Source organism: Mesorhizobium sp. M0119 (genome assembly GCF_040322615.1).
In the GTDB taxonomy this organism is placed as follows: domain Bacteria; phylum Pseudomonadota; class Alphaproteobacteria; order Rhizobiales; family Rhizobiaceae; genus Mesorhizobium.
Genome location: NZ_JAMYTU010000060.1, coordinates 1 through 22,455, shown reverse-complemented (window position 1 = coordinate 22,455; position 22,455 = coordinate 1). Strand labels below are relative to the sequence as shown.

Annotated in this window: 23 protein-coding genes and 2 pseudogenes; 15 read left to right on the top strand and 10 right to left on the bottom strand. The window is 64.6% G+C overall.

Annotated elements, in window-relative coordinates; all coding sequences use genetic code 11:
* Positions 1–167: 167 nt before the first annotated feature.
* The gene (locus tag NKJ40_RS29490; protein ID WP_352469062.1) at positions 168–1,073 is read right to left on the bottom strand and encodes a LysR substrate-binding domain-containing protein; all 906 of its coding nucleotides are present in this window, start codon (positions 1,071–1,073) and stop codon (positions 168–170) included.
* A gap of 120 nt (positions 1,074–1,193) precedes the next feature.
* On the opposite strand from NKJ40_RS29490, the gene NKJ40_RS29485 reads away from it, so the two are divergent.
* The 7 genes from NKJ40_RS29485 to NKJ40_RS29455 all read left to right on the top strand — a co-directional run bounded on the left by NKJ40_RS29485 (position 1,194) and on the right by NKJ40_RS29455 (position 6,744).
* Entirely contained in the window at positions 1,194–2,513 is a 1,320-nt protein-coding gene (locus NKJ40_RS29485; RefSeq protein ID WP_352469061.1) for an MFS transporter, read from the top strand.
* Between the two features lie 107 nt (positions 2,514–2,620).
* Positions 2,621–3,805: a cell wall hydrolase gene (locus NKJ40_RS29480; RefSeq protein ID WP_352469060.1), complete on the top strand. Its 1,185-nt coding sequence runs from the start codon at positions 2,621–2,623 to the stop codon at positions 3,803–3,805.
* Between the two features lie 255 nt (positions 3,806–4,060).
* Entirely contained in the window at positions 4,061–4,459 is a 399-nt protein-coding gene (locus tag NKJ40_RS29475) for an AtpZ/AtpI family protein (RefSeq protein ID WP_023716852.1), read from the top strand.
* 70 nt (positions 4,460–4,529) lie between these two features.
* Positions 4,530–5,288: a F0F1 ATP synthase subunit A gene (locus tag NKJ40_RS29470; RefSeq protein ID WP_352469059.1), complete on the top strand. Its 759-nt coding sequence runs from the start codon at positions 4,530–4,532 to the stop codon at positions 5,286–5,288.
* A 66-nt stretch (positions 5,289–5,354) separates the two neighbouring features.
* Positions 5,355–5,579, top strand: coding sequence for a F0F1 ATP synthase subunit C (locus tag NKJ40_RS29465; RefSeq protein ID WP_006206606.1), 225 nt, complete (start codon positions 5,355–5,357; stop codon positions 5,577–5,579).
* Positions 5,580–5,660: 81 nt separating this feature from the next.
* Positions 5,661–6,242 carry a F0F1 ATP synthase subunit B gene (locus tag NKJ40_RS29460; RefSeq protein WP_352469058.1) on the top strand — a complete coding sequence of 194 codons (582 nt, stop codon included), beginning with the start codon at positions 5,661–5,663 and terminating at the stop codon, positions 6,240–6,242.
* A 10-nt stretch (positions 6,243–6,252) separates the two neighbouring features.
* Positions 6,253–6,744: a F0F1 ATP synthase subunit B gene (locus tag NKJ40_RS29455; protein WP_023674071.1), complete on the top strand. Its 492-nt coding sequence runs from the start codon at positions 6,253–6,255 to the stop codon at positions 6,742–6,744.
* Between the two features lie 244 nt (positions 6,745–6,988).
* On the opposite strand, the gene rnhB is transcribed toward NKJ40_RS29455, so the two are convergent.
* Positions 6,989–7,684 (bottom strand): ribonuclease HII, encoded by a 696-nt coding sequence (rnhB, locus tag NKJ40_RS29450; protein ID WP_352469057.1) that lies wholly within the window; start codon positions 7,682–7,684, stop codon positions 6,989–6,991.
* 164 nt (positions 7,685–7,848) lie between these two features.
* Entirely contained in the window at positions 7,849–9,003 is a 1,155-nt protein-coding gene (locus NKJ40_RS29445; protein ID WP_254818651.1) for a PA0069 family radical SAM protein, read from the bottom strand.
* Positions 9,004–9,154: 151 nt separating this feature from the next.
* On the opposite strand from NKJ40_RS29445, the gene NKJ40_RS29440 reads away from it, so the two are divergent.
* Both NKJ40_RS29440 and NKJ40_RS29435 read left to right on the top strand, forming a co-directional pair.
* The gene (locus NKJ40_RS29440; RefSeq protein ID WP_292664385.1) at positions 9,155–9,658 is read left to right on the top strand and encodes a glycosyltransferase; all 504 of its coding nucleotides are present in this window, start codon (positions 9,155–9,157) and stop codon (positions 9,656–9,658) included.
* Between the two features lie 182 nt (positions 9,659–9,840).
* A complete protein-coding gene (locus NKJ40_RS29435; RefSeq protein WP_352469056.1) occupies positions 9,841–10,815 on the top strand; it encodes a phytanoyl-CoA dioxygenase family protein in 975 nt (324 codons plus the stop codon).
* A gap of 31 nt (positions 10,816–10,846) precedes the next feature.
* Here NKJ40_RS29435 and moaB read toward each other — a convergent pair whose 3' ends face one another.
* The 6 genes from moaB to NKJ40_RS29405 form a co-directional block, all read right to left on the bottom strand.
* Positions 10,847–11,389, bottom strand: coding sequence for a molybdenum cofactor biosynthesis protein B (gene moaB / locus NKJ40_RS29430; RefSeq protein ID WP_352469055.1), 543 nt, complete (start codon positions 11,387–11,389; stop codon positions 10,847–10,849).
* Complete coding sequence (locus tag NKJ40_RS29425; RefSeq protein ID WP_352469054.1) at positions 11,376–12,278, bottom strand: 4-(cytidine 5'-diphospho)-2-C-methyl-D-erythritol kinase; 903 nt, start codon at positions 12,276–12,278, stop codon at positions 11,376–11,378. The genes moaB and NKJ40_RS29425 overlap by 14 nt, the downstream gene beginning before the upstream one ends.
* 26 nt (positions 12,279–12,304) lie before the next feature.
* Positions 12,305–12,490 carry a membrane protein gene (locus tag NKJ40_RS29420; RefSeq protein ID WP_023674078.1) on the bottom strand — a complete coding sequence of 62 codons (186 nt, stop codon included), beginning with the start codon at positions 12,488–12,490 and terminating at the stop codon, positions 12,305–12,307.
* Between the two features lie 81 nt (positions 12,491–12,571).
* Positions 12,572–13,429: a S49 family peptidase gene (locus NKJ40_RS29415; RefSeq protein ID WP_352469053.1), complete on the bottom strand. Its 858-nt coding sequence runs from the start codon at positions 13,427–13,429 to the stop codon at positions 12,572–12,574.
* Between the two features lie 87 nt (positions 13,430–13,516).
* A complete protein-coding gene (locus NKJ40_RS29410; protein ID WP_352469052.1) occupies positions 13,517–14,317 on the bottom strand; it encodes a tRNA1(Val) (adenine(37)-N6)-methyltransferase in 801 nt (266 codons plus the stop codon).
* Entirely contained in the window at positions 14,317–14,541 is a 225-nt protein-coding gene (locus tag NKJ40_RS29405) for a putative signal transducing protein (RefSeq protein WP_023674082.1), read from the bottom strand. Before NKJ40_RS29405 ends, NKJ40_RS29410 begins: the two co-directional genes overlap by 1 nt.
* A gap of 160 nt (positions 14,542–14,701) precedes the next feature.
* Here NKJ40_RS29405 and NKJ40_RS29400 point away from each other — a divergent pair, with 160 nt between their 5' ends.
* Positions 14,702–15,718 (top strand): polyprenyl synthetase family protein, encoded by a 1,017-nt coding sequence (locus tag NKJ40_RS29400; protein WP_352469050.1) that lies wholly within the window; start codon positions 14,702–14,704, stop codon positions 15,716–15,718.
* 37 nt (positions 15,719–15,755) lie between these two features.
* Here the strand turns inward: NKJ40_RS29400 and NKJ40_RS29395 are convergent, their stop codons facing one another.
* Complete coding sequence (locus tag NKJ40_RS29395; RefSeq protein ID WP_352469049.1) at positions 15,756–17,192, bottom strand: MFS transporter; 1,437 nt, start codon at positions 17,190–17,192, stop codon at positions 15,756–15,758.
* Positions 17,193–17,295: 103 nt separating this feature from the next.
* Here NKJ40_RS29395 and NKJ40_RS29390 point away from each other — a divergent pair, with 103 nt between their 5' ends.
* The 5 genes and pseudogenes from NKJ40_RS29390 to NKJ40_RS29370 form a co-directional block, all read left to right on the top strand.
* Positions 17,296–17,901, top strand: coding sequence for a TetR/AcrR family transcriptional regulator (locus NKJ40_RS29390; RefSeq protein ID WP_352469048.1), 606 nt, complete (start codon positions 17,296–17,298; stop codon positions 17,899–17,901).
* Positions 17,902–18,111: 210 nt separating this feature from the next.
* A complete protein-coding gene (locus NKJ40_RS29385; protein ID WP_352469063.1) occupies positions 18,112–19,887 on the top strand; it encodes a tetratricopeptide repeat protein in 1,776 nt (591 codons plus the stop codon).
* Positions 19,888–19,975: 88 nt separating this feature from the next.
* Positions 19,976–20,689: pseudogene (locus NKJ40_RS29380) on the top strand (glycine--tRNA ligase subunit alpha); the annotation flags it as partial.
* A 147-nt stretch (positions 20,690–20,836) separates the two neighbouring features.
* Positions 20,837–21,019 (top strand): annotated as a pseudogene (locus tag NKJ40_RS29375) (glycine--tRNA ligase subunit alpha); the annotation flags it as partial.
* A gap of 446 nt (positions 21,020–21,465) precedes the next feature.
* A partial coding sequence (locus NKJ40_RS29370; RefSeq protein ID WP_352469047.1) for a glycine--tRNA ligase subunit beta occupies positions 21,466–22,455 on the top strand: 990 nt, incomplete at its 3' end.

Sequence of the window (22,455 nt, the reverse complement as noted above, 5' to 3'; positions counted from 1 at the left end):
CAAGGGGGGAGATTGGCAGCTTCTCCCCCGCGCCGTTTTCCCAGCGTCTGAGATTGGCGAAAGCCAACGTGACAGCCAATCTCCCCCCTTGAGGGGGAGATGTCCGGCAGGACAGAGGGGGGTGTGACGGAACGCGACGCTGGTACCTGGTGTCTAAGCGACGTCTCTCAGCCCCTCATTCCCCGAGCATTTCCCGGCAACGCTTCCAGCGCCGCCTGCAGCAGGATGTCGCCGAGCCGCGCCGCTACCGGGTCGGGCTCGGCCTCCTTGCGATACAGGAACAGCGCCATCTTGGGCAAAGCGGGCAGCCCGGCGATCTCCGGCGTCATTGCCCTGACGGTGGCCGGCAGGCCGATATCGGTGCGGATCGTCAGGCCGAGCCCGGCGGCGACGGCTGCCCAGATGCCGCCAAGGCTCGGGCTGGAGAAGGCCATCCGCCATGACAGGCCGGCACGGTCCAGCGTTTCGGTCGCCACGCTGCGCAGCAGGCACGGCGCCTCGAGCGCCACCAGCGGTAACGGCTCGCCTTCGCGCAGGCTGGTCTCGATCTGTTTTGCCGGGCCGATCCAGCGCATCTGAACGTCGGCGACATGCCGGCTGTAAGGCAGCGTCGCGCCATTGTGCCAGGCAAGCGCGATATCGAGGTTGCCCGAAATGATCCGTTCGGCGAGCTCATGGCTGCGTGCGATCCTGGCTTCGATCTTGACCTTGGGATGGGCGCGGGCGAAGCGCCCGAGCACCTCCGGCAGCACCGCCTCGCCGAAATCCTCCTGCAGCCCAAGCCGCACCCAACCCTCCAGCTCGACATCGTGGATGGCGGAGGCGGCCTCATCATTGAGCTCGATCAGCCGCCGCGCATAGCCGAGCATGGTCTCGCCCGCGTCCGTCAGCGCCAGACCGCGCCCCGATTTGCGGAAGATCGGCGTCGCCGCCTGCTCTTCCAGTTTCTTCAATTGTGCGCTGATTCCCGAGGTCGAGCGGCCGAGCCGGTCGGCGGCCTTGGCGAAGCTGCCCAACTCCATGCCGGTGACGAAGCTGCGCAGCACGTCGAGATCGAATGTCACACGTCGCATAGCAATAATCCTGATATTTGGGACATTACGTCAAAAACTTCCTGATATTCAGTACGAAGCTATGGCGGTAGGGACAGCGCGTCAAGACCGAACGCAACCAGCCCAGGCAGGAGCTGAACCATGTCCGCTATCGCCACAGGACCAGATTGCAAACCGCTTCGCCCAGGCGCCGTTGCCGCCCCGTCAGAAGCGGCGGCACTTCGAGCCAATCATCGCTGGAAGGTGCTGGGCATCGGCGTCGCCGCCAATGCCTGCTTTTCCGCGACCTTCTCCGGCATTCCGGCGACGGCGGTGTTCCTGCGCTCGGGCTATCATCTCTCCAATGGCGAACTCGGCCTGGCGCTTGGCCTTCTCGGCCTGGGCGTGGCGCTGAGCGAATTGCCGTGGGGGCTGCTGACCGATCGCTGGGGCGACCGCCGCGTGCTGCTGACCGGGCTCGGTGCAACCGCGGTTTGGCTGCTTGTCATGGCCGCGCTGGTTGTGCCGTCACCGGCCCACATTCCCAGCATCGCGCTTCTCGCCGCTGCCCTGCTGGTCACCGGATTGCTCGGCGGCAGCGTCAACGGCTCCAGCGGCCGCGCCATCATGGCCTGGTTCGGCGAAGGCGAGCGCGGCTTTGCCATGAGCATCAGGCAGACGGCGGTGCCGCTTGGCGGCGGGCTTGGCGCGCTCGTGCTGCCATCGCTCGCTTCAGCCCATGGCTTCACGGCGGTCTTCGGACTTCTGGCGGTTGCATCCGCCGTCTCGACCTCGCTCGCCTGGCGCTGGCTGCATCAATCGCCGGCGCATGACGATGCCAATTCGGCCAGCACGGCATTGTCGGCCGGCCCGGCGCCGCTGCGCAACCCGGCCGTCTGGCGCATCGCAACAGCCATCGGCCTGCTTTGCTTTCCGCAGGTGGCGGTGCTCACCTTTGCTTCCGTGTTCCTGCATGATTTCGCCGGCATGGGAACAGCCGTGATCAGCGCCAGCCTGGCTGCTGTGCAGGTCGGCGCCATGGTCATGCGCGTCTGGAGCGGCCGCTACACCGACCGTCACGGCAACCGCCGGCCGTTTCTGCGTCTGTGCAGCATGCTGAGCGTGGCCGCGTTCACCGTGCTTGCGGCGCTCGTCTTGTTGGCGGCCCAATTCTTGTCAGGCCAAGTGCCGATGCTGTCGCCGGCGATCGTTGCGGTGCTGGTCGTGGCCGGCATCTGCGTCTCCTCCTGGCACGGCGTCGCCTACACCGAGCTTGCGACGCTGGCCGGCGCGAGCCAGGCCGGAACGGCGCTCGGCCTTGCCAACAGCCTGGTCTTCATCGCCTTCTTCCTGGTGCCGATCGCCATTCCGGGGCTTCTCGTGCTCTGCTCATGGGCAGGCGTCTGGCTGGGTGCGGCTATTTGCGCGCTGATCGCCTGGCCGATCTTTCTTCCGTCAAGCGATGGCCGCAAAAGCGCCTGACTTCGACACGAGATGGGAAAACAACGTTCTAAGCTGTTAACGCCCCATCAAGGTTAATGCATCATTGTAGCTCTCCAGTGGGGTCCGTTGCGTTTCTGGAGAGTTCCGTGCATCGACGTGTTTTGACGCGGCTTGTCGCCGCCGCCGGTGAGAAAAAGCGTTCCTTCCTGTCTCCTCTCGTTATTGGCCTTGGCATCTGGCTCGGCTTTCCGACTGTCGTTGCCTATCAGGACATGACCAGCCTGGTCTCCGGCCTTGAGGCGCCGAGCGTCCGCTGGAACGCCTATGTCGAGAAATCCGTCGCCGGCTCCGTTCACGCCGCCGAAATGCCCTTCCTCGATTCCAGCAGCACCGGCTCGCTCTCCGGCTCCGGTGTGCAATTGCCCGGCATCGGCACCGTTTCGTTTCGCGGCAAGGGCGGCAGCGCCGGCACGACGCCGGACGAGAACCGCATCATGCGCGCCGACAAGAAGGGCCGCATCATCCAGGTCTCGCCCGTCTCGCCGCCGAAGAACTTCAACGCCGGCTCGATCTTCGAGCGCACCTCTTCGCTGCTCCGCCCGAGCATGGACAGCGGCCTGAGGATGGCTTTCGCCAAGCCCGAGATCAAAGGCAAGGAAATCCAGATCGCCGCCGCCTTCCACGCGCGCATCGACAAGAAGCCGGATCCCGGCGTGCCGGCGATGCTTGCCGCGCTGGTCAACAATGATCATCCCGACGTGCTGGCGACCGCCTATGCCTCGTCCGCCCCCGATTACGCCAAGGCGTCGCCGTTCGAGGCCTTGCTGCAGGACGAGGACCCGAACGACGGCCGCTTCATTCCGCCGCTGAGCAAGGGCGATCATTCGTGGATGCAGACGCCGCTGCCGGCAAGCGTCTTTTCCAAACCGGAGCAGGCCTGCCTTGCCAATGGCATCTATTTCGAGGCGCGCGGCGAATCCGTGCGCGGCCAGGCCGCCGTCGCCCAGGTCATCCTCAACCGCGTCCGCAACCCCGCCTATCCGAACTCGATCTGCGGCGTCGTCTACCAGAACGACAACTGGTTCAACCGCTGCCAGTTTTCGTTCGCCTGCGACGGCAGGAAGAAGCGCATCGACAACCCCGCTGCCTACCAGACCGCACAGGATGTCGCCATGGCCGTCACTGCCGGCAAGATCTTCATTCCGGAAGTCGGCTCGTCGACGCATTATTACGCCAACTACGTCCATCCGGGCTGGGCGCGGACGATGAAGAAAATGACCAGGATCGGCCTGCATATCTTCTATCGCACCTATGGCGGCGGCTGGAGCTGAGTGCTCGGGCAGCCGTTGCGTCTTTCGCGGGAGAGCGGCCGATCGAAGACGCATCGCCGTGAGGATTCGGCCACAGCCCGCCGGGGACTGCGTCGGGCACGATGTCGCACCCGGGCAAGCAGCTGATTTATAACGAAAAAATACTTGAGCTTGAACGTCCGCCCGTGGCTTGACGGGCGCGGACCCTCTAACTATGTTGCCGGCGACTTTAAGAAGCGGACGGACGGTGACGGTCTGACCGGGCAGGGGGGTTGCGTGGCCGACAAGAATGGGCCAGACGGAACCGGAAAAACCGGCCGCGGCAAGCAGCATGAAGCCGACATCCGCGACGACGATCTTGAGCGCCGCCGGCGCGACCTTGAAGCATCGCTTGCGACAAGGCGGCCGGATCGGCTCGAGGGGAAAGACGACGCGAAAGCGGGCAGTGTGGCCGGGTACGGCCAGGCGCTCAAGCTGTCCAGCGAGTTCATCGCCGGGATAGTGGTCGGCGCGGCTCTCGGCTGGTTTATCGATCGCGTGGCGGGGACATCGCCATGGGGTCTGATAGTCGGGCTGCTGCTGGGTTTTGGCGCCGGCGTGCTCAATGTCCTGCGTTCAGCCGGGCTTGTGTCGGAATTCGGAACGGGCGACAAGCCGCGCGATCCGAAAGAATGAATTGAGGCGCCGCATGCCGGCGCATTGAACAGGATACTGAAGCCGTCTGCGGCTTTGATGGGGATTTAAAGTGGCTGCTGACAAGGTCGATCCGATCCACCAGTTCCAGATCCATCCGATCATTCCGATTCACATCGGCGGCTACGACCTGTCTTTCACCAATTCGGCTCTGTTCATGCTTGCGACGGTTGCTGTCGCAGCGGCGTTTCTCTACCTCAGCACGTCGAGCCGCAGCCTGGTTCCGGGCCGCCTTCAGTCGGTCTCGGAAATGGCCTACGAATTTGTCGGCAATATGCTGAGGGACGCCGCGGGCACGCAGGGCATGAAGTTCTTCCCCTTCGTGTTCTCGCTGTTCATGTTCGTGCTTGTCGCTAACCTGCTTGGCCTGTTCCCGTATTTCTTCACCATCACCAGCCACATCATCGTCACCTTCGGCCTCGCTGCGCTGGTGATCGGAACGGTCGTCGTCTACGGCTTCACCAAGCACGGCCTTGGCTTCCTGAAGCTGTTCGTCCCGCATGGCGTGCCGATCTACCTGCTGCCGCTGGTGGTGCTTATCGAGGTGATTTCCTTCGTCTCGCGTCCGGTCAGCCTCTCGGTTCGTCTGTTCGCCAACATGCTCGCCGGTCACATCACGCTGAAAGTGTTCTCGGGCTTTGTCGTCAGCCTGAGCGCGCTCGGCGCGGTCGGCGTGGCGGGCTCGGTTCTGCCGCTGGCGATGGCCGTGGCGCTGACGGCGCTGGAGCTGCTGGTCGCGTTCCTGCAGGCCTACGTCTTTGCCGTGCTGACCTGCATGTATCTCAACGACGCCCTGCATCCCGGGCACTGACAAGGTTTCCGGCATTGCCGCCGGATGGAATCGCAACGGAATTTTAGATCCAAAGGAGTTGAATAAATGGACGCAGAAGCAGCAAAGTACATTGGCGCCGGCATCGCATGCCTCGGCATGGGCGGCGCGGGCATTGGCCTCGGCAACATCTTCGGCAGCTATCTGGCGGGCGCGCTGCGCAACCCATCGGCCGCCGACGGCCAGTTCGGCCGCCTGATTTTCGGCTTCGCCGTGACCGAAGCGCTTGGTATTTTCTCGCTTCTCATCGCGCTTCTCGCCCTGTTCGGCTGAATACTTGTTCGGCTGAACATTGGGAAGAATTGAACAGGCCGGCCGCGATCCTGCGGCGGGTCTGAATTTCGGGGATAGTCCATGTTTGTGACATCTGCCTTTGCGCAAGAGTCCGCGCCCGCCGCAACGGAAGGCGAAACGCACGCCGCCACCGGCGTGCCTGCCGAGGCGCATGGCACGTTCCCGCCATTCAATCCGGCGACGTACCCGTCACAGCTGCTGTGGCTGGCAATCACTTTCGGGCTGTTCTACCTCTTCTTGAAACGGGTAGTGATGCCGCGCGTCGGCGGCATCATCGACGTTCGCAACGACCGCATCACGCAGGATCTCGATCATGCTGCCCGGCTGAAAAGCGAGGCCGATGCCGCCGTTGCCGCCTATGAGCAGGAATTGGCGGAAGCCAAGGGCAAGGCCAATGCGATCGGCCAGCAAGCCAACGATGCGGCCAAGGCGGAAGCCGAAGCTGCCCGCAAGACGATCGAGGCAGCGCTTGACCAGAAGCTTGGCGAGGCCGAGGCGCGTATTTCTTCCATCAAGGCCAATGCCATGAAGGAAGTCGGCACCATCGCCGAGGACACCGCTTCGGCCATCGTCGAGGCGCTTGTCGGCGGCAAGGCCAGCAAGGCCGAAATCGCGGCCGCCGTCAAATCCGTGGCCGGGTGAGGAGCGCATCATGGACGCCACATCTCTCGCGACGCTTTGGGCAACCGTTGCCCTCGTAATCTTCCTCGGCATTGCCATCTACATCAAGGTGCCGGGCATGATCGCCAAGGCGCTCGATGCGCGGGCCGACAAGATCAGCTCCGAACTCGAGGAAGCGCGCCGGTTGCGCGAAGAGGCCCAGCAGCTGCTCGGCCAATACCAGCGCAAGCGCAAGGAAGCCGAGCAGGAGGCCGCGGCCATCGTCGCCGCCGCCAAGCGCGAAGCCGACATGCTTGCCGCCGAGGCGCACAAGAAGACCGAGGACTATGTCGCCCGGCGTACCGCCTTGGCCGAGCAGAAGATCGGCCAGGCCGAGCGCGAGGCGATCGGCGAAGTGCGCGCCAGCGCCGTCGACATCGCGGTCGAAGCCGCGCGCGCGCTGCTGGCCGGCAAGATCGACGCCAAGGCCGGCGCCGACCTGTTCAACGCCTCGCTGCAGGATTTGAAGTCGAAGCTGAACTGAACGGCTGCGTCAACAAGTCATCGAAAGCCGCCTGGGAAACCTGGCGGCTTTTTTTAGCGAAAGCGGCTGAGCAGATAATCTCCCCCCCGAGGGGGAGATGTCGCCGACGGCCACAGCGGGGGGCGGTACGTCCTGGCGCGACGCCATGTGGGCCGAAGAGGAGCTTGGCGCTTCACGCGAGGCGACCCCCTCTGGCCTGCCGGCCATCTCCCCTCAAGGGGGAGATTACGCCTGGCCGGATCGCTCAATCCAGGCCCGAAAAACCCTCTTCCTCCAGCACCTCGGTGCCGCCGAACCGGAACGGCGCGAAGGAGGCGCGGTGCAGCCGCGCCACCGGCCCGTGCAGATCGATCGCCGTGCGATGGCGCACGGTGGCGTAGCCCATATGCAACTCGAAGCCGTAATGCGCATGATGGCTGCCGCAGCCGCACATCATGCGGTCGCGCATCACCTTGGCGACGATCGAGGCTGCGGCGATCGACTGCGAGCGCTGGTCGCCCTTGATCAGCGCTCTGCCCTCGCAGGGCAGGCCGGGCGGCACGTCGCGGCCGTCGGCCAGCGCCAGCTTCGGCCGGATTGACAGGCCTGCCACGGCACGGCGCATCGCCTCCAGGCTGGCCTTGAGGATGTTGCTGGCATCGATGCCTTCGGCGCTGACTGACGCCATCGATACGGCGAGCGCTGAGCCGAGGATTTTCAGGAACAGCGCCTCACGCTGCAAATGCGTCAGCCGCTTGGAATCGTCGAGGCCGTCGGGGATGTTGGCGGGATCGAGCACCACCGCTGCCGCCACGACCGGCCCGGCGAGCGGGCCGCGGCCGGCCTCGTCCGTTCCCGCCACCGGCCACAGGCCTTCGGCCATCGCCTTCGTCTCGAACGAGAAGTCGGGTTTCTCGACGATTTCGAAGAGAAGCGGAGAATCGGAACGCGGGCGAGCCATGGTGCGGCGAGGTTCGCATCGGCTCCGATTCTCCGCAAGTCCCCTCCGGGTCGGGCGGGGCACCGGACCCGGAGGGTTACCGTCGGAAGCCCGGGGACAGGACAGGCCGGACGGGATTTTTCGCCTGCTGCGGCCGCTTCAAGCGGCTGGCGCGAGACGCTTTGTCACAGCAGCATCAGCTGCTCGGTTGCCTTGGCTGCGGGGACGAACTGGTCGGTCCTCAGCGAGCGCCGCTCGGCATTGAGGCCGAGCCGTTTGGCAGCGATCTCGAAGCGCCGGCCGATCTGCCAGGCATACGGGCCGGAGCCTTTCATGCGCTTGCCCCACTCCGAATCGTAGTCCTTGCCGTCGCGCATCGAACGGATCAGCGACATGACGTGGCGATAGCGGTCGGGATAGTGGCGCAGCAGCCAGTCCTTGAAGATCGGCGCGACCTCCAGCGGCAGGCGCAGCAGCACATAACCGGCCTCGCGCGCACCCGCTGCCTGCGCCGAATCGAGGATGCGCTCCATCTCCGGGTCGGTCAGTCCGGGGATGATCGGCGCGACCATCACCGAGGCCGGAATGCCAGCATCCGAAAGCTGCCTGATCGCCTCCAGCCGCTTGGTCGGCGTCGACGCGCGTGGCTCCATGGTGCGCGCCAGCATGCGGTCGAGCGTCGTCACCGACAATGCCACCTTGGCCAGCCCGCGTTCGGCCATGCGTGACAGAATGTCGATGTCACGTGTCACCAGCGCCGATTTGGTAACGATGCCGACCGGATGCCCGCGCGCCTCCAGCACTTCGAGGATCTCGCGCATGATCCGGTATTGCTTCTCGATCGGCTGGTAGGGATCGGTATTGGTGCCGATGGCGATGGTGCGCGGCTGGTAATTATCCCTGGACAATTCCTTGTCGAGCAGCCGCGCCGCATCCGGCTTGGCAAACAGCTTCGATTCGAAATCCAGCCCCGGCGACAGGCCCATGAAGCTGTGCGTCGGCCGCGCGAAACAATAGACGCAGCCATGTTCGCAGCCGCGATAGGGATTGATCGAGCGGTCGAAGGAGATGTCGGGCGATTCGTTGCGCGTGATGATGGTGCGCGGCTTCTCGACCTGTACCTCGGTCTTGAACGGCGGCAGCTCCTCCAGCGAATTCCAGCCATCGTCGAACACATGCCGGCTGACCGGCTCGAAACGGCCGGACGGATTGATGCCCGCCGACCTGCCGCGATTGCGGTCCGGACGGACGCGCATGCCGCTCTGCTCGATCATCGCATTCGCCATCTCGGCCCTGCCAGCGCCGAAGGCGGCAATATCGGCACGCACGATCTGTTCCATTTTGGCCCTTTCCCAGGGACTGTCCGCCCGCTGTCGAATCGCTCTGCTCATGAATGTATTCCTATCGTATCGATGAGAACAAAGCAAGAACTTTCTCGCGGTGCACCGCAAAAACTGGCGCTGCCCACCGCTTTCCGCTATTCGGCTAAACATGCTCAGCGTCCTGATCGAAACCCTGAATGACGAGGAGGGCCTTGCCCGCACGCTCGCCTCGCTGATCGGCGGCGCGGTCGAGGGCGTGGTGCGCGATGTTCTCGTCTGCGACACCGGCTCGACCGATCAGACGCACCGCGTCGCCGAACATGCCGGCTGCCACTACGTCAGCGGCGGCATCGCCGCCGGCATCAGGCAGGCCAAGGGCGACTGGCTGCTTTTGCTGGAACCGGGCGCGCGGCTGGGGGAGGGCTGGATCGACGAGGTCGTCGCCCATACCGCGAGGCAAACCATGGCGGCGCGGTTCTCGCGGGCACGCGGCAGCCGCGCGCCGTTCCTGTCGCGCGTCTTTGCCGGAAATCGCGCTCTCGCCGAAGGCTTGGTGATCAGCAAGCGTCAGGCCGCGGCGCTGTCGAAGAACGCCCGCAGCGCCGAAGCGATCGCCCGCGGTCTGGCGACCAGGAGGCTCCACGCCGAGATCTGGGTCGCGCCGCGGAAGTGACGGCTTACCGTCCCGGTCCGGGGGCCAAGCAAATTTTCTGGCGGGTCGTCGCTTATTGTGCATTGCACAAAATCTGGCCGGGCGTTACCATTCCCAGCGATATGGGCGAATAGGGTTTGGGGTGTGCCGGAGCGGCGACGACTAATGTCGATGCTGTTCCCTCGACATTTTTGAGGACCCCGATGACCCTTTCAAGCCCTGACAAGTCCGGCGCTGCAAGCCTCGAGGCGATCGCACGCAACGGCGGTACGCTGCGCCGCATCGCCGCCCGCATTCCGACCTATCTTTCCGACCTTCGCGAGAATCCGGCATGGCTGCCGATGTTCATGCTGGCGCGCACGATGCCGGCGCGGCGCCTGCACTGGCGCGGTGCGAAGCCCGTTCCGCCGGCGCGCAATGTCGGTGAAACGATGTTCGCCGGCGTCGATCGCGATGCCGTCGTTGGCGCGCTGCAGACGGAGGGGCTCTATTCGGGCCTGATGCTGCCGGCCGCCATCCATGAGGAGATCGCCCGCTTCGCCGAGCACACGCCATGCTTCGGCAATTTCGACCGCCGGCTGGAATTCCTGCCCGAAAAACACGCCGATGCCGAAAAGCATTTCGGCCGTCCGCTCCTCAGCGGCCATTACTTCGAGCGGGTCCTCGACTGCAGCGCGGCGGTCGCCGTGCAGCGCGATCCGCTGCTTCTCGACGTCGCGGCGCACTATCTCGGCAGTCAGGCCAAGCTGATCACCACCCGCATCTGGTGGAGCTTTCCGACCGGTGGCGTCTCGGACGCCGACAAGAACATGGCCTCCCTCGGCAAATACCATTTCGACCTCGACGACTGGCGCATGCTGAAGTTCTTTTTCTACCTGGTGCCGGTCGACGCCGACACCGGGCCGCATGTCTATGTCCGCGGCTCCCACAACCGCCGCATCCTGAAGCATCAGCTGACGCTTCTGGTCGGCCATTCGGCGGAAGAGGTGCTGGGCGTCTATGGCGAGCAGAGCCCGGTCACGCTGACCGGGCAGGCCGGTCTCGGCTTTGTCGAGGACCCGTTCGGCTTCCATATGGGTACCGTGCCGACGCGCACGCCGCGGCTGATGATGGAAGTCGGCTTCGGCGTGTCGCCGCCGTCGCGCCGCCGGTTTCACGGCGAGCCGGTCATTCGCTGAAGGGATCAGCCGGCTGACCCCTTGGCTCGCCTCAGCCGCGCCGCAAATGTTCGTCCAGGCGCGGCATGATCTCGACGAAGTTGCAGGGCATGTGCCGATAGTCGAGCTGCGGCTTCAAGATGCCGTCCCAGGCGTCCCTGCAGGCGCCCGGCGAGCCCGGCAGCACGAAGACGAAGGTGGCGTTGACGACGCCGCCGGTTGCCCGGCTCTGGATCGTCGAAGTGCCGATCTTGTCGTAGGAGATGCGGTGGAACACTTCGGAAAAGCCGTCCATGCGCTTTTCGAAGATCGGCTCCAGCGCTTCCGGCGTCACGTCGCGGCCGGTGAAGCCGGTGCCGCCGGTGGTGATGACGACATCGATCGCTTCGTCTCTTGACCAACCCAGGACCTTGTCGCGGATCTTGTCGCGGTCGTCGGTGACGATGTCGCGGGCGGCCAGGACATGGCCGGCCTCGGCAATGCGGTCGGCAAGCGTCTGCCCGGATTTGTCGTCGGCGAGGCTGCGCGTATCGGAAACGGTCAGTACCGCGATGCGCACGGGAACGAAGGGGCGGCTCTCGTCAATCCTGGCCATGGGCATCAGCCTCCGATGTCACGCTTCGCGTCGCCGCGACAAACCAGTCGGGATGGCGGCCGCGGATATCGACCGCCGCGCGCTTGGCCACATTGCCGGTCTCGAACAGGCCGAAGCAGGTGGCGCCGGAACCGGACATCCTGGCAAAACCGGCTCCGGCCTTGTTGAGCACGGAAAGCGCCTTGCCGATGGCGGGCTGGATAGCGCGCGCCGCAGGCTCGAGATCGTTGCGGGTGATCTCCAGCCAGTTGCGGATGCTGTGGAAGTCGAGGTTGCGCGGCAGCGGCGGCAGCCCCGCATTGTCGCGGCGGCCAAGCGCCTCGAACACGTCGGCCGTCGAGACGGCAGTGGCGGGATTGACGAGCACCAAACCCAGCGCCGGGAAACCCGGCACGAGCGTCAGCTCGTCGCCGATGCCGCGGGCGATCAGCGGCTTGGCGGCGAGGCACATCGGCACGTCGGCGCCGAGCGACAGGCCGATCCGCGCCAGTTCGGCATCGCCGACATCAAGTCCCCAGATCTGCACCAGGGCGCGCAGCACAGCCGCCGCATCGCTCGATCCGCCGCCGACGCCGGACGCGACCGGCAGGTTCTTTTCGAGCCTGATGGCGACAGCCGGCGCGTGCTGGGGACCGGCCTCCCGCCGCAGCGCGTCGCGCGCTTTCAGCACCAGGTTACTATCGTCGGCCGGCACCGCTGAGGCGTATTTGCCGGCCACGGAAAACCCATCGCTGTCTGCAAGTTCCGTCTCGATGCGGTCGCCAAAGCGCGTGAACACAGCCAGGCTTTCGATCGTGTGATAACCGTCGGCGCGCCGGCCGGTGACGTGCAGCGCGAGATTTATCTTGGCGTGCGCATGCGATGCCCGGATGCTGGCCTCGGAGTTCACTGGCTCAGCCGCGAGGGGGACGACGGTCAATCCTTGGCCAGACGGTATTCGCCGGTCTTCGGATCCTTGACCAGCGTTCCCATCGTACCGTTGGCGGCTTGCTTTTCGGTACGCCGCACCTTGGCGGTCACCCGCTCGGCTTCCCTGACGAAGGAGCGGTAGCCGAAATAGGCGGCAATGCCGACGACGGCGAAGAAAATGATCTGCGGCATGTCAAACTCCTCCCTCGCAAGGCCGGCAAGGCGGCCGGTCGGGTCGGTTGATGATTTATGCTAGACGTTTTCACCGGCTTTTCAAAGCCCGAAGCGCGCCCACAGCGCGCGCTCTTCCGCCGCATCGATGACGCCGCTTGCCGCGGCGGCGGCGATATCGGGCGCCGAAAAGCTCGAGCCGAACAGGCCGAAGCGGCCGAACAGTCCGCGCGGCGCGGTGATCAGCTTGAGCTGGGTCTTCGGCCCGAAGCGGCTCTTCAGCACGCTGCGCATGTCGCCGAGCGCATCGACCAGCCCGAGTTCGAGCCCTTTCTTGGCCGTCCAGAACAGGCCGGTGAACAGGTCGGGATCGTCCTTGAGCTTGCTGCCGCGCCTGTCCTTGACGAGATCGATGAAGGTCTCGTGGACCTCGATCTGCAGCGCCTTCAGGCGCTCGACGTCTTCCTTCTTTTCTGGCTTGAACGGGTCGAGCACCGCCTTGTTCTGGCCGGCGGTGTGGACGCGGCGCTCGACGCCGATCTTCTTCAACAGCTCCGGAAAGCCGAACGAGGCCGACACCACGCCGATCGAGCCGACGATGGAGGACGGGTCGGCAAAGATCTCGTCGCCGGCGACCGCGATCATGTAGCCGCCCGATGCCGCCACGTCCTCGACGAAAACCAGGACTTTCTTGTTCTTCTCGCTCGCCAGGTCGCGGATGCGCCTGAAGATCAGCCGCGACTGCACCGGTGAACCACCTGGCGAATTGATGGAGATGGCGACCGCCGGCGCGTCGAAGGAAAACAGCTTTTCGAGAAGGCCGGCGGTGGAAGCGAGCGACAGGCTGGGCCGGAACTGACCGCCGCCGGGCATGATGGTGCCGTGCAGCCGGATGACCGGAATGGTGACGACGGTGGAGCGCCAGGATTTCGGCAGCAGGCGGTTGAAAAGGCGTTTCACGAGGGGGCGGTCTCCGGTCGATTTGCTTGAGGCATGTAGGAATTCGCCGGCCAACGGCAATGCCGTCACCCCGGCAATCAGAATGGATCAGTCTCCGAACAGCGACGCCAGCCCGTTATTGATCAGCTCTGCCCGCTCCGAAGAGCCATTGCCTGAATAGGCATGCAGCATCAGCGGCGGCTGGATCGACAATTTGCCGCGTGCGCCGAGAATTGCCCTGACGACGATACGGATCGCCGCCGCCTCGGGGCGAGGGTGGACGGCCAGCATCTCGGCGTCGCCGAAGCGGCCGGCGATGGCATCGAGGATGGCGCCGAGCTGTTCCGGCCGGGCGATGACGGCGAGCCCGCCGCCCGGCCTGACCACCGCGGCCGCGCTGCGGATCCAGCTGTCGAAAAGCCCGTCCTCCGAGACATGTGCGGCCTTTCTCAGCGGATCGGGCGTCGCACGATCCTCTGCGGCATTGAACGGCGGGTTCATGATGACGAAATCGAAGCTGTTGTCCTCGAGGCCGGCGGCCGTTCGCGCCCGGCCCGACAGCGCGACATCGGCGACGAGCACCGAAGCGCGATCGCTGAGATGCGCATTACCGGGATGGGCAAGCGTGGTGGTGGCGAAGGCCGCCATTTCCGGAGAACGCTCGACAAGCACGGCCGCGGCACCGGGGCAGCGCGACAGTACCGCCAGGCCGGCGGCACCGGCACCCGCGCCAAAGTCGGCAAGCCGCCCGGCGAACGAGGACGGCACGGCAGCCGCAAGCATCATCGCATCCATGCCGGCGCGGTGGCCCGCCTTTCTCGGCTGCACCAGCCAGAAGCGACCGCGATGGAAGGCGTCGACCGTATGAGCCGGCATGTCCGGGACAAGGGCAGCGGGCGACGCGGACATTATTTTTGGCGGATCTCGTTGGCGATGCCGGCATCCGTCAGGATGCGCCGCGCCGCATCGGCCTTGTCGGCGTCCACCATGACACGACGGGGCAGGATGCCGATCGAGCCGTCGAGCACGCTCATGTTCTGGTCGGCGACGAAACAGCCGATACCGGCATCGCGCATCAGCGATTCGACAAACGAAATGATGACGGCGTCGTTGGTGCGGATGAGCTCTATCATCGGATGAAACTCGCAGTTTGCGGCGTTGATGTAAACGTAGGCGTGATCATGTACCAGAGCCGCCGCGCCAATTCGCCTCTTGCCGCACCGGTGGCTGCCGCCCTAGAGTCTGTCCAGGGACCATGTTGCCGTCGTGCATATCGAGGTTGGGAGTTTTGCCGTGGGTGTCGTTCTCAACATTGAAAACGGGAAGCGCGAAGCCGCCTCGATAAAGGACCTCATGGACCTGACCGCGGCCGACATGGGGCGCGTTAACAAATTGATCCTGTCGAAGGCCGGCTCCGATGTCGAGATGATCCCGGAGATAGCCAACCATTTGATCTCATCCGGCGGCAAACGGCTGCGGCCGATGCTGACGCTCGCCGCCGCCCAGATGTTCGGCTATTCCGGTGACGGCCATGTCAAGCTCGCCACATCGGTCGAATTCATGCATACCGCGACACTTCTCCACGACGACGTTGTCGATGAAAGCGGCATGCGGCGCGGCAAGAAAACGGCGCGCATGATCTGGGGCAACCAGGCCAGTGTTTTGGTCGGCGATTTCCTGCTCGGCCAGGCCTTTCGCATGATGGTCGATGTCGGCTCGCTGGAAGCGCTCGACATCCTGTCGAGTGCGGCCTCGGTGATCGCCGAAGGCGAGGTGATGCAGCTTGCCGCCGCCAAAAACCTTGAGACGACCGAAGACGAGCATTTCGCGGTGATCAAGGCCAAGACCGCGGCGCTGTTCTCAGCCGCCGCCGAAGTCGGCCCGGTCATCGCCCAGGCGACGCGCAACGATCGCGCAGCACTCCGCTCCTACGGCATGAATCTCGGCCTTGCTTTCCAGCTGATCGATGACGCGCTGGATTACGGCGGCACCAGCAAGGACCTCGGCAAGAATGTCGGCGACGATTTTCGCGAGGGCAAGGTGACGCTGCCGGTGATCCTCGCCTATCGGCGCGGCACCAAGGCCGAGCGCAGCTTCTGGAAACGTGCCATCGAGGACAATGCTGCCGACGATGCCGGGCTGGAGAAGGCCATCGGCCTGATGCTCCGCCACGGCGCGATTGCCGACACCATCGGGCGCGCCCGCCATTTCGGCGAGATCGCCCGTGACGCGCTGGCACCGCTCGAGGCGACGCCGCAGAAATCGGCGCTGATCGACGTCATCGATTTCTGCATCAGCCGGGTGAACTGAGAGGCGTCGCGGCGCGAGGCCGGGACGCCGCCTGTTCTCATCGCGCCTTTGCCGGAAGCACCATTGCTGCCAGCAGGCTGACGACGATGCCCGCCGCCGCGAGCCAGAAGGCGACCCGGATGCCGTCGGCGACGGCGATCTTCAAGGCGTCGCCTGACAATTCGCCGATCTGGCTGTTCGCAATCGCAATCAGCACGGCCATGCCGATGGCGTTGCCGACATTGAGCGTCGTCGAAGCCATCCCCGAGGCGACGCCTTGCTGGTCGTGGGCAACGCCGGAAGCGGCGGCAATCCACATTGCGGTCCAGACGATGCCTTGTCCGACGCCGGAGACGATCAGGCCGGGTACGAGGGACAGATAGCTGCTGTCGGCAGTTGCGCCTGATACCATCAATGCTGTGCCGACCGCGCCGACGATCATGCCGCCGACCAGCGTGCTGCGTGTCGAAAAGCGCGTCGCCAGACGCTCGCCGGCTTGCGTGCCGGTGGCGATGGCGACCGACGGCACGAGAAAGGCGAGGCCCGTCTGCAAGGCGGTGAAGCCGTGCACGTTCTGCAGCAGCACGGTGAGGAAGTAGGGCAGCGCTCCGAAAGTGGCCATGTAGAGGAAGGTTATCGTCATGCCGGCGATGAGGCTGCGGTTGTGGAACAGGCGCAGCGGCATGAGCGGATCGGCGCTCTTCGCCTCGATCACGGTGAAGGCAATCAGAAACAATGCGGCCAGTGCAGCGCTGGCGATGATCGCGCCAGATCCCCAGCCATATTCAGGCCCCTGAACCAGGGTGAAGACAAGCAAGGTCGCGCCGGCGGTGACGGTCAGCGCGCCCGGCAGATCGAAGCTGCGCTGCTCGTGCGGCTTGCGATCGCGCGGGATGATGGCGAAAGCCGCGATGATGGCGATCCCGGCCAACAGCACGTTGACGTAGAAGACCGACGGCCAGCCGAAGGCGCTGGTCAGAAACCCGCCGGCAAGCGAACCGAGCGTCAGGCCGCTGGCGCCTGCGCCGCCCCAGACGGCGAGCGCCCGGTTGCGTTCCGGTCCTTCGGCGAACAGGCGGTTGATCAGCGACAGCGTCGCCGGAAACAGGAACGCGGCGCCGATGCCTTGCACGGCGCGGGCCGCAATGATGATTTCCGGCGACCAGGCGAGGCCGCCGACCAGAGATGAGAGCGCGTAGAGCCAGAGCGCGAAGATGAAGACGCGGCGCTGGCCGATCAGGTCGGCGGCCCGGCCGCCGAACAGCAGGAAGCCACCGGTGAACACGGTGTAGGCGCTGACCACCCACTGCAGGGTCTGGCCTGAAAATCCGAGGCCGGCGCCGATCTCCGGCAACGCCACGAAGACGATGTTGAGGTCGAGCGAGATGATGAGCTGCGCAAAGGCGAGGAGCGCCAGCGTTGCGCCGCGCTTCGCGCTGGTTGTTCCTTGCGCTGCCATTGCCCCGAGCGGCGCGCCTTGATCGAGTGAACTCATGTCGGCTCCTTGTCGATAATTATTTATCGATCGACAAAGAATTGAGATTTGCAATCCGAAGTCAAGCGGATTATTTGTTGATCGACAAAAATTGGAGACCGCCATGGCAGGCAGGCCAAGGGAATTCGACCGCGACCAGGCGCTGGAGAAAGCCCGCGACGCTTTCTGGAGACGTGGCTACGAGGGCACCTCGATGGCCGATCTCGTATCGGCGCTTGGTCTCGCATCGGCGCGCATCTATGCCGCTTTCGGCTCAAAGGAGGACCTGTTTCGCGAAGCGGTTGCGCTTTACGAAGCCAATGAGGGCGGCTTTGCCACGCGCGCGCTGGAGGAAGAACCAAACGTCCGGCGCGTCATCGAGCGCATGCTTCGCGACGCCGTCGAAATCTATACCAGGCCGGGGCGGCCGCAGGGCTGCATGGTGGTAACGGCCGCCACCAATTGCGCCGTCGAAAATGACGCCGTGCTGCAATGGCTGGCGGAGCATCGACTGGCGCGTACCGCATCGATCGTCGAGCGATTGAAAAAGGCCGTGCGCGATGGCGAATTGAAGCCGGATACCGATGCCGAGACGTTGGGTGATTATTACGCCGCGCTGATGCACGGCCTTTCGGTCCAGGCACGCGACGGCGTGCCGAAGAAGCGGCTGCACGATCTTGTCACCGTCGCCATGCAGGCGCTGGACGCAAGCCTTTCGCAAACGTCCTGAGTTTCAGGGCCGTGACGCCGGTTTCTCATTGCCGGATTGTCGCAATGCGGTCGTGCGACCTCTTTCGGCATGGTTTATTTATCGCTTGACCCGATTGTGAATTCGGGCCGGGTTGAAGCACGACCCCAAAAAGGCCATGCTTTACCTGTAAAGATCGAGTCTACGGCGATCCCGCTGACGCGGAGATGGCGTTTGGCTGAAAGGGATATGATGCGGCAAGGATATGCGCGCTGGCTGACGGGGCTGGCAATCGCGACGGGCATGGCGATCTCGGCTTTGCCGGCGCATGCCAAACAGACCGCCGAGCCGGTCAGGATCACATCCTTCTCGGGAGCCTATCTCGCCGCGCGGATTGCCGAAGGCGACAACGACCTCGACAGCGCCATTTCCTATTACAAGCAGGCGCTTGCGTTCGATCCGAACGATACGGGACTGCAGCAGAGCCTGATGCTGTCGCTGATCGCGCAGGGGCGCTTCGACGAGTCCCTGGTCTATGCCGACAAGCTCAAGGCGGTTCCCGACGTCGAGCGCTTCTCGCGCCTGGCGCTGGCCATCGATTCCTTCCACAAGAAGGATTTCTCCAAGGCCGAATACTGGCTCAAGCTGTCGCTGGAATCCGATCTCGACCGGCTGATCTCCGGCGTCATGACCGGCTGGGCCAAGCAGGGTGCGGGTGACGCCGGCGAGGCCATGGCTTCCATCGACAAGCTGCAAGGCCCCGACTGGTTCAGCCTGTTCAAATCCTTCCACCGGGCCTTGATTGCCGACGCCTCCGGCCTGCCCGACAGGGCGGATGCGCTCTACACCGCCACCCTGCAGGACACGGCCGCAGGCGGTGCGGCCCCCGAAACATGGATGCGCAACGCGCAGGCCTACGCCTCTTTCCTCGCCCGCAAAGGCGACAAGGCCAAGGCGCTGTCGGTGCTCGACAAGGCCGAGGCGTTTGCGCCCGGCAAGGTCGAGATTGCAGCCCTTCGCGACAAGATCAACAAGGGCGAAAAGATCGAACCCTTCGTTGCCGGTCCGTCGGACGGCGCCTCGGAAATACTGCTTGATCTCGCCACCGCGCTCAACCGCGGCGGCGGCGAGCCGTTCGTGCGGCTCTATCTGCAATATGCGCTGGCGCTGAGGCCCGACAACGACGCGGCGCTCGTTCAGCTTGCCGCCGTTGCCGAGCAGTTGAAGGATGGCGAAGGGGCCATCGCGCTCTATAGCCGCATTCCGGCCGGTTCGCCGCTGAAGGAGCTTTCGGACCTGCAGCTTGGCCTCAATCTTGCCGATCTCGACCGCAACGACGAGGCGATCGCTCACCTCAAGGCCATCGTCGATGCGCATCCCGACGACATGCGCGCCTATCTGGCGCTCGGCGGCGTCTATTCCTCGAAGGAGGATTTCCGCTCCGCCGCCACTCTTTACGACAAGGCGGTCGAGGTGCTGAAGACGCCGACCGCCGCCAACTGGAACATTTTCTACCAGCGCGGCATCGCCTATGAGCGGCTGAAGGAATGGCCGAAGGCCGAGCCGAATTTCCGCAAGGCGCTGGAGCTTTATCCCGACCAGCCGCAGGTCCTGAACTATCTCGGCTATTCCTGGGTCGACAAGAACATGAACCTCAAGGAAGGCCTCGCGATGATCCAGAAGGCCGTCGACCTGAGGCCGAGCGACGGCTACATCGTCGACTCGCTGGGCTGGGCCTATTACCGCCTTGGCCAATTCGACGACGCGGTGCGCGAAATGGAACGCGCCGTTTCGTTGAAGCCGGAGGATCCGGTACTCAACGATCACCTCGGCGATGCCTACTGGCGCGTTGGCCGTAAGCTGGAAGCCACCTTCCAGTGGAACCAGGCCCGCGACCTGAAGCCGGACCCGGATGTGCTTGCCACCTTGCAGCAGAAATTGATGAAGGGCCTGCCGCCGATCGAATCCAACACGGCGCAGGAAACCCCGAACGTAAAGCCCGTGCCGGCGCCTGCGCCGAAGGGGTGACCCCATCGCCTTGACGGTCGCGGAGCGGCACTCTACGAGGTGCCGCATCCCGCCGGAGGCCGCCGTGACCGTTGATATCCCTGCCCACATGCATCCCAGCCGCTCGTTCCAGGGGCTGATCCTGACCTTGCATAATTACTGGGCGGACTATGGCTGCGTCGTCCTCCAGCCTTATGACATGGAAGTCGGCGCCGGCACATTCCATCCGGCAACGACGTTGCGCGCGCTCGGCCCAAAACGCTGGAACGCGGCCTATGTCCAGCCCTCGCGCCGCCCCAAGGACGGCCGCTATGGCGAGAACCCGAACCGGCTGCAGCACTATTACCAATATCAGGTGATCCTGAAGCCCAATCCGCCCAATCTGCAGGAGCTTTACCTCGGCTCGCTGGCCGCGATCGGCATCGATCCGCTGCTGCACGACATCCGCTTCGTCGAGGACGACTGGGAAAGCCCGACGCTGGGCGCCTGGGGGCTGGGCTGGGAGTGCTGGTGCGACGGCATGGAGGTCTCGCAGTTCACCTACTTCCAGCAGGTCTGCGGCATTGAATGCGCACCGGTTGCGGGTGAGCTCACTTACGGGCTGGAACGGCTGGCCATGTATGTGCAGGGCGTCGACAACGTCTACGACCTCAACTTCAACGGCCGCGAAGGCGCCGACAAGGTGACTTATGGCGACGTCTTCCTGCAGGCCGAGCAGGAATATTCGCGCCACAATTTCGAATTTGCCAACACCGCGATGTTGCTGCGCCATTTCGAAGACGCCGAAGCCGAGTGCAAGGCGCTGCTACAAGCCGGCGCGCCCATCTCCCCCCTTGAGGGGGAGACGCCCGCGAAGCGGGCAGAGGGGGTCGCCTCAGAAGGCACCGCAAGTCAGGCGTCGAGCACTGCACGGGCGACCCCTCCCGGCCAGACCTTGTCTGGCCACCTTCCCCTCAAGGGGGAGGGATACCACCGCCTGGTATTCCCTGCCTACGACCAGTGCATCAAGGCCAGCCATGTCTTCAACCTGCTCGACGCCCGCGGCGTGATTTCGGTCACAGAGCGCCAGAGTTACATCTTGCGGGTGCGCAATCTGGCCAAGGCCTGCGGCGAGGCGTTTCTGCTGACGCAGGCGGGCGGAATGGCGGCTTAGCTCCAGGCGGTTTCGGCAGGGACGCTGATTGGCAACGTGCCTTGGCCGCTTGCACCGGCCATTGTCCGCAACGCTTGCCGAACACCAGGCATCGAGAAGGCACCATGCACCTGCGCTGCAAAACAGGCGCTGAGCGCAAGGATTTGCAGGAATGTCGATGCCGTTTTCATGGTCGTCCAGCCAATAGCTCTCTGCCTGAGCGTTGGTCGCTTCAGCGCCGCGTTCGGTTCATGGAAATCTTTGATCCAAGGACGGGCGGACCGGCGCGTGTCCGACAGGCGGCTGAATTTTTTCGGAAATCGCCGTTGGACGCCTTGATCGTGCTGGCCCGATCTTGCCGGGAAGGGTGACAGCAGCCGACCGAGTTGCTATGCCCCGCTTACCTCCGCCTCGATGGGGAGGACGCCGCGAAGCGGCGGCTGTTTTTTGTCGCGTGAGCTCTTTCAATGCCTGACCTGCTTCTAGAACTTCGTTCCGAGGAAATCCCCGCGCGCATGCAGCGCAAGGCGGCCGGCGATCTGAAGAAGCTGTTGACCGACGGTCTGGTCGAAGCCGGGCTGACCTATGAGGCTGCGCGCGAATATTGGACGCCGCGCCGGCTGACGCTCGACATCCGCGGCCTGACCGCGCGCTCGAAGGACATCAGCGAGGAGATTAAGGGCCCCTCGACCAAGGCGCCCGAGCAGGCCGTGCAAGGTTTTCTGCGCAAGGCCGGCCTTGCCTCGATTGCCGAGGCGCATGTTCATTCTGATCCGAAGAAGGGCGACTTCTATGTCGCCCATATTTCCAGGCCGGGCAGGCCGGCGGAGCAGATCATCGCCGAGCTGGTGCCGGGCATCATCCGCAACTTCCCTTGGCCGAAATCCATGCGCTGGGGGCCGGCTTCGGCCAAGCCCGGCTCGCTGCGCTGGGTGCGGCCGCTGCAATCGATCCTGTGCACCTTCGGCCCCGAAACGGAGGAGCCGGTGGTGGTCGATTTCGAGATCGACGGCATCCGCTCCGGCAACGTCACCTACGGTCACCGTTTTCATGCGCCAGGCGCCATCACGGTGCGCCGCTTCGACGATTATGTCGCGAAGCTGGAGGCAGCCAAGGTCGTGCTCGATGCCGACCGGCGCAAGGAGATCATTCTTGCCGATGCCAGGAATCTCGCCTTCGCCAGCGGGCTCGACCTCGTCGAGGACGAGGGGCTGCTGGAGGAAGTGTCGGGCCTGGTCGAATGGCCCGTCGTGCTGATGGGCGAATTCGAGCAGGATTTTCTGGCCATTCCGGCCGAGGTGATCCGGCTCACCATCCGCGCCAACCAGAAGTGTTTTGTGACGACGCGCCAAATCTCCCCCCTTGAGGGGGAGATGTCGCCGCAGGCGACAGAGGGGGTCGCCGCTCCACGCGAGACGACCCCCGCAGGGGCGGGGGCCGCGGCCCGGCCCGCGCGC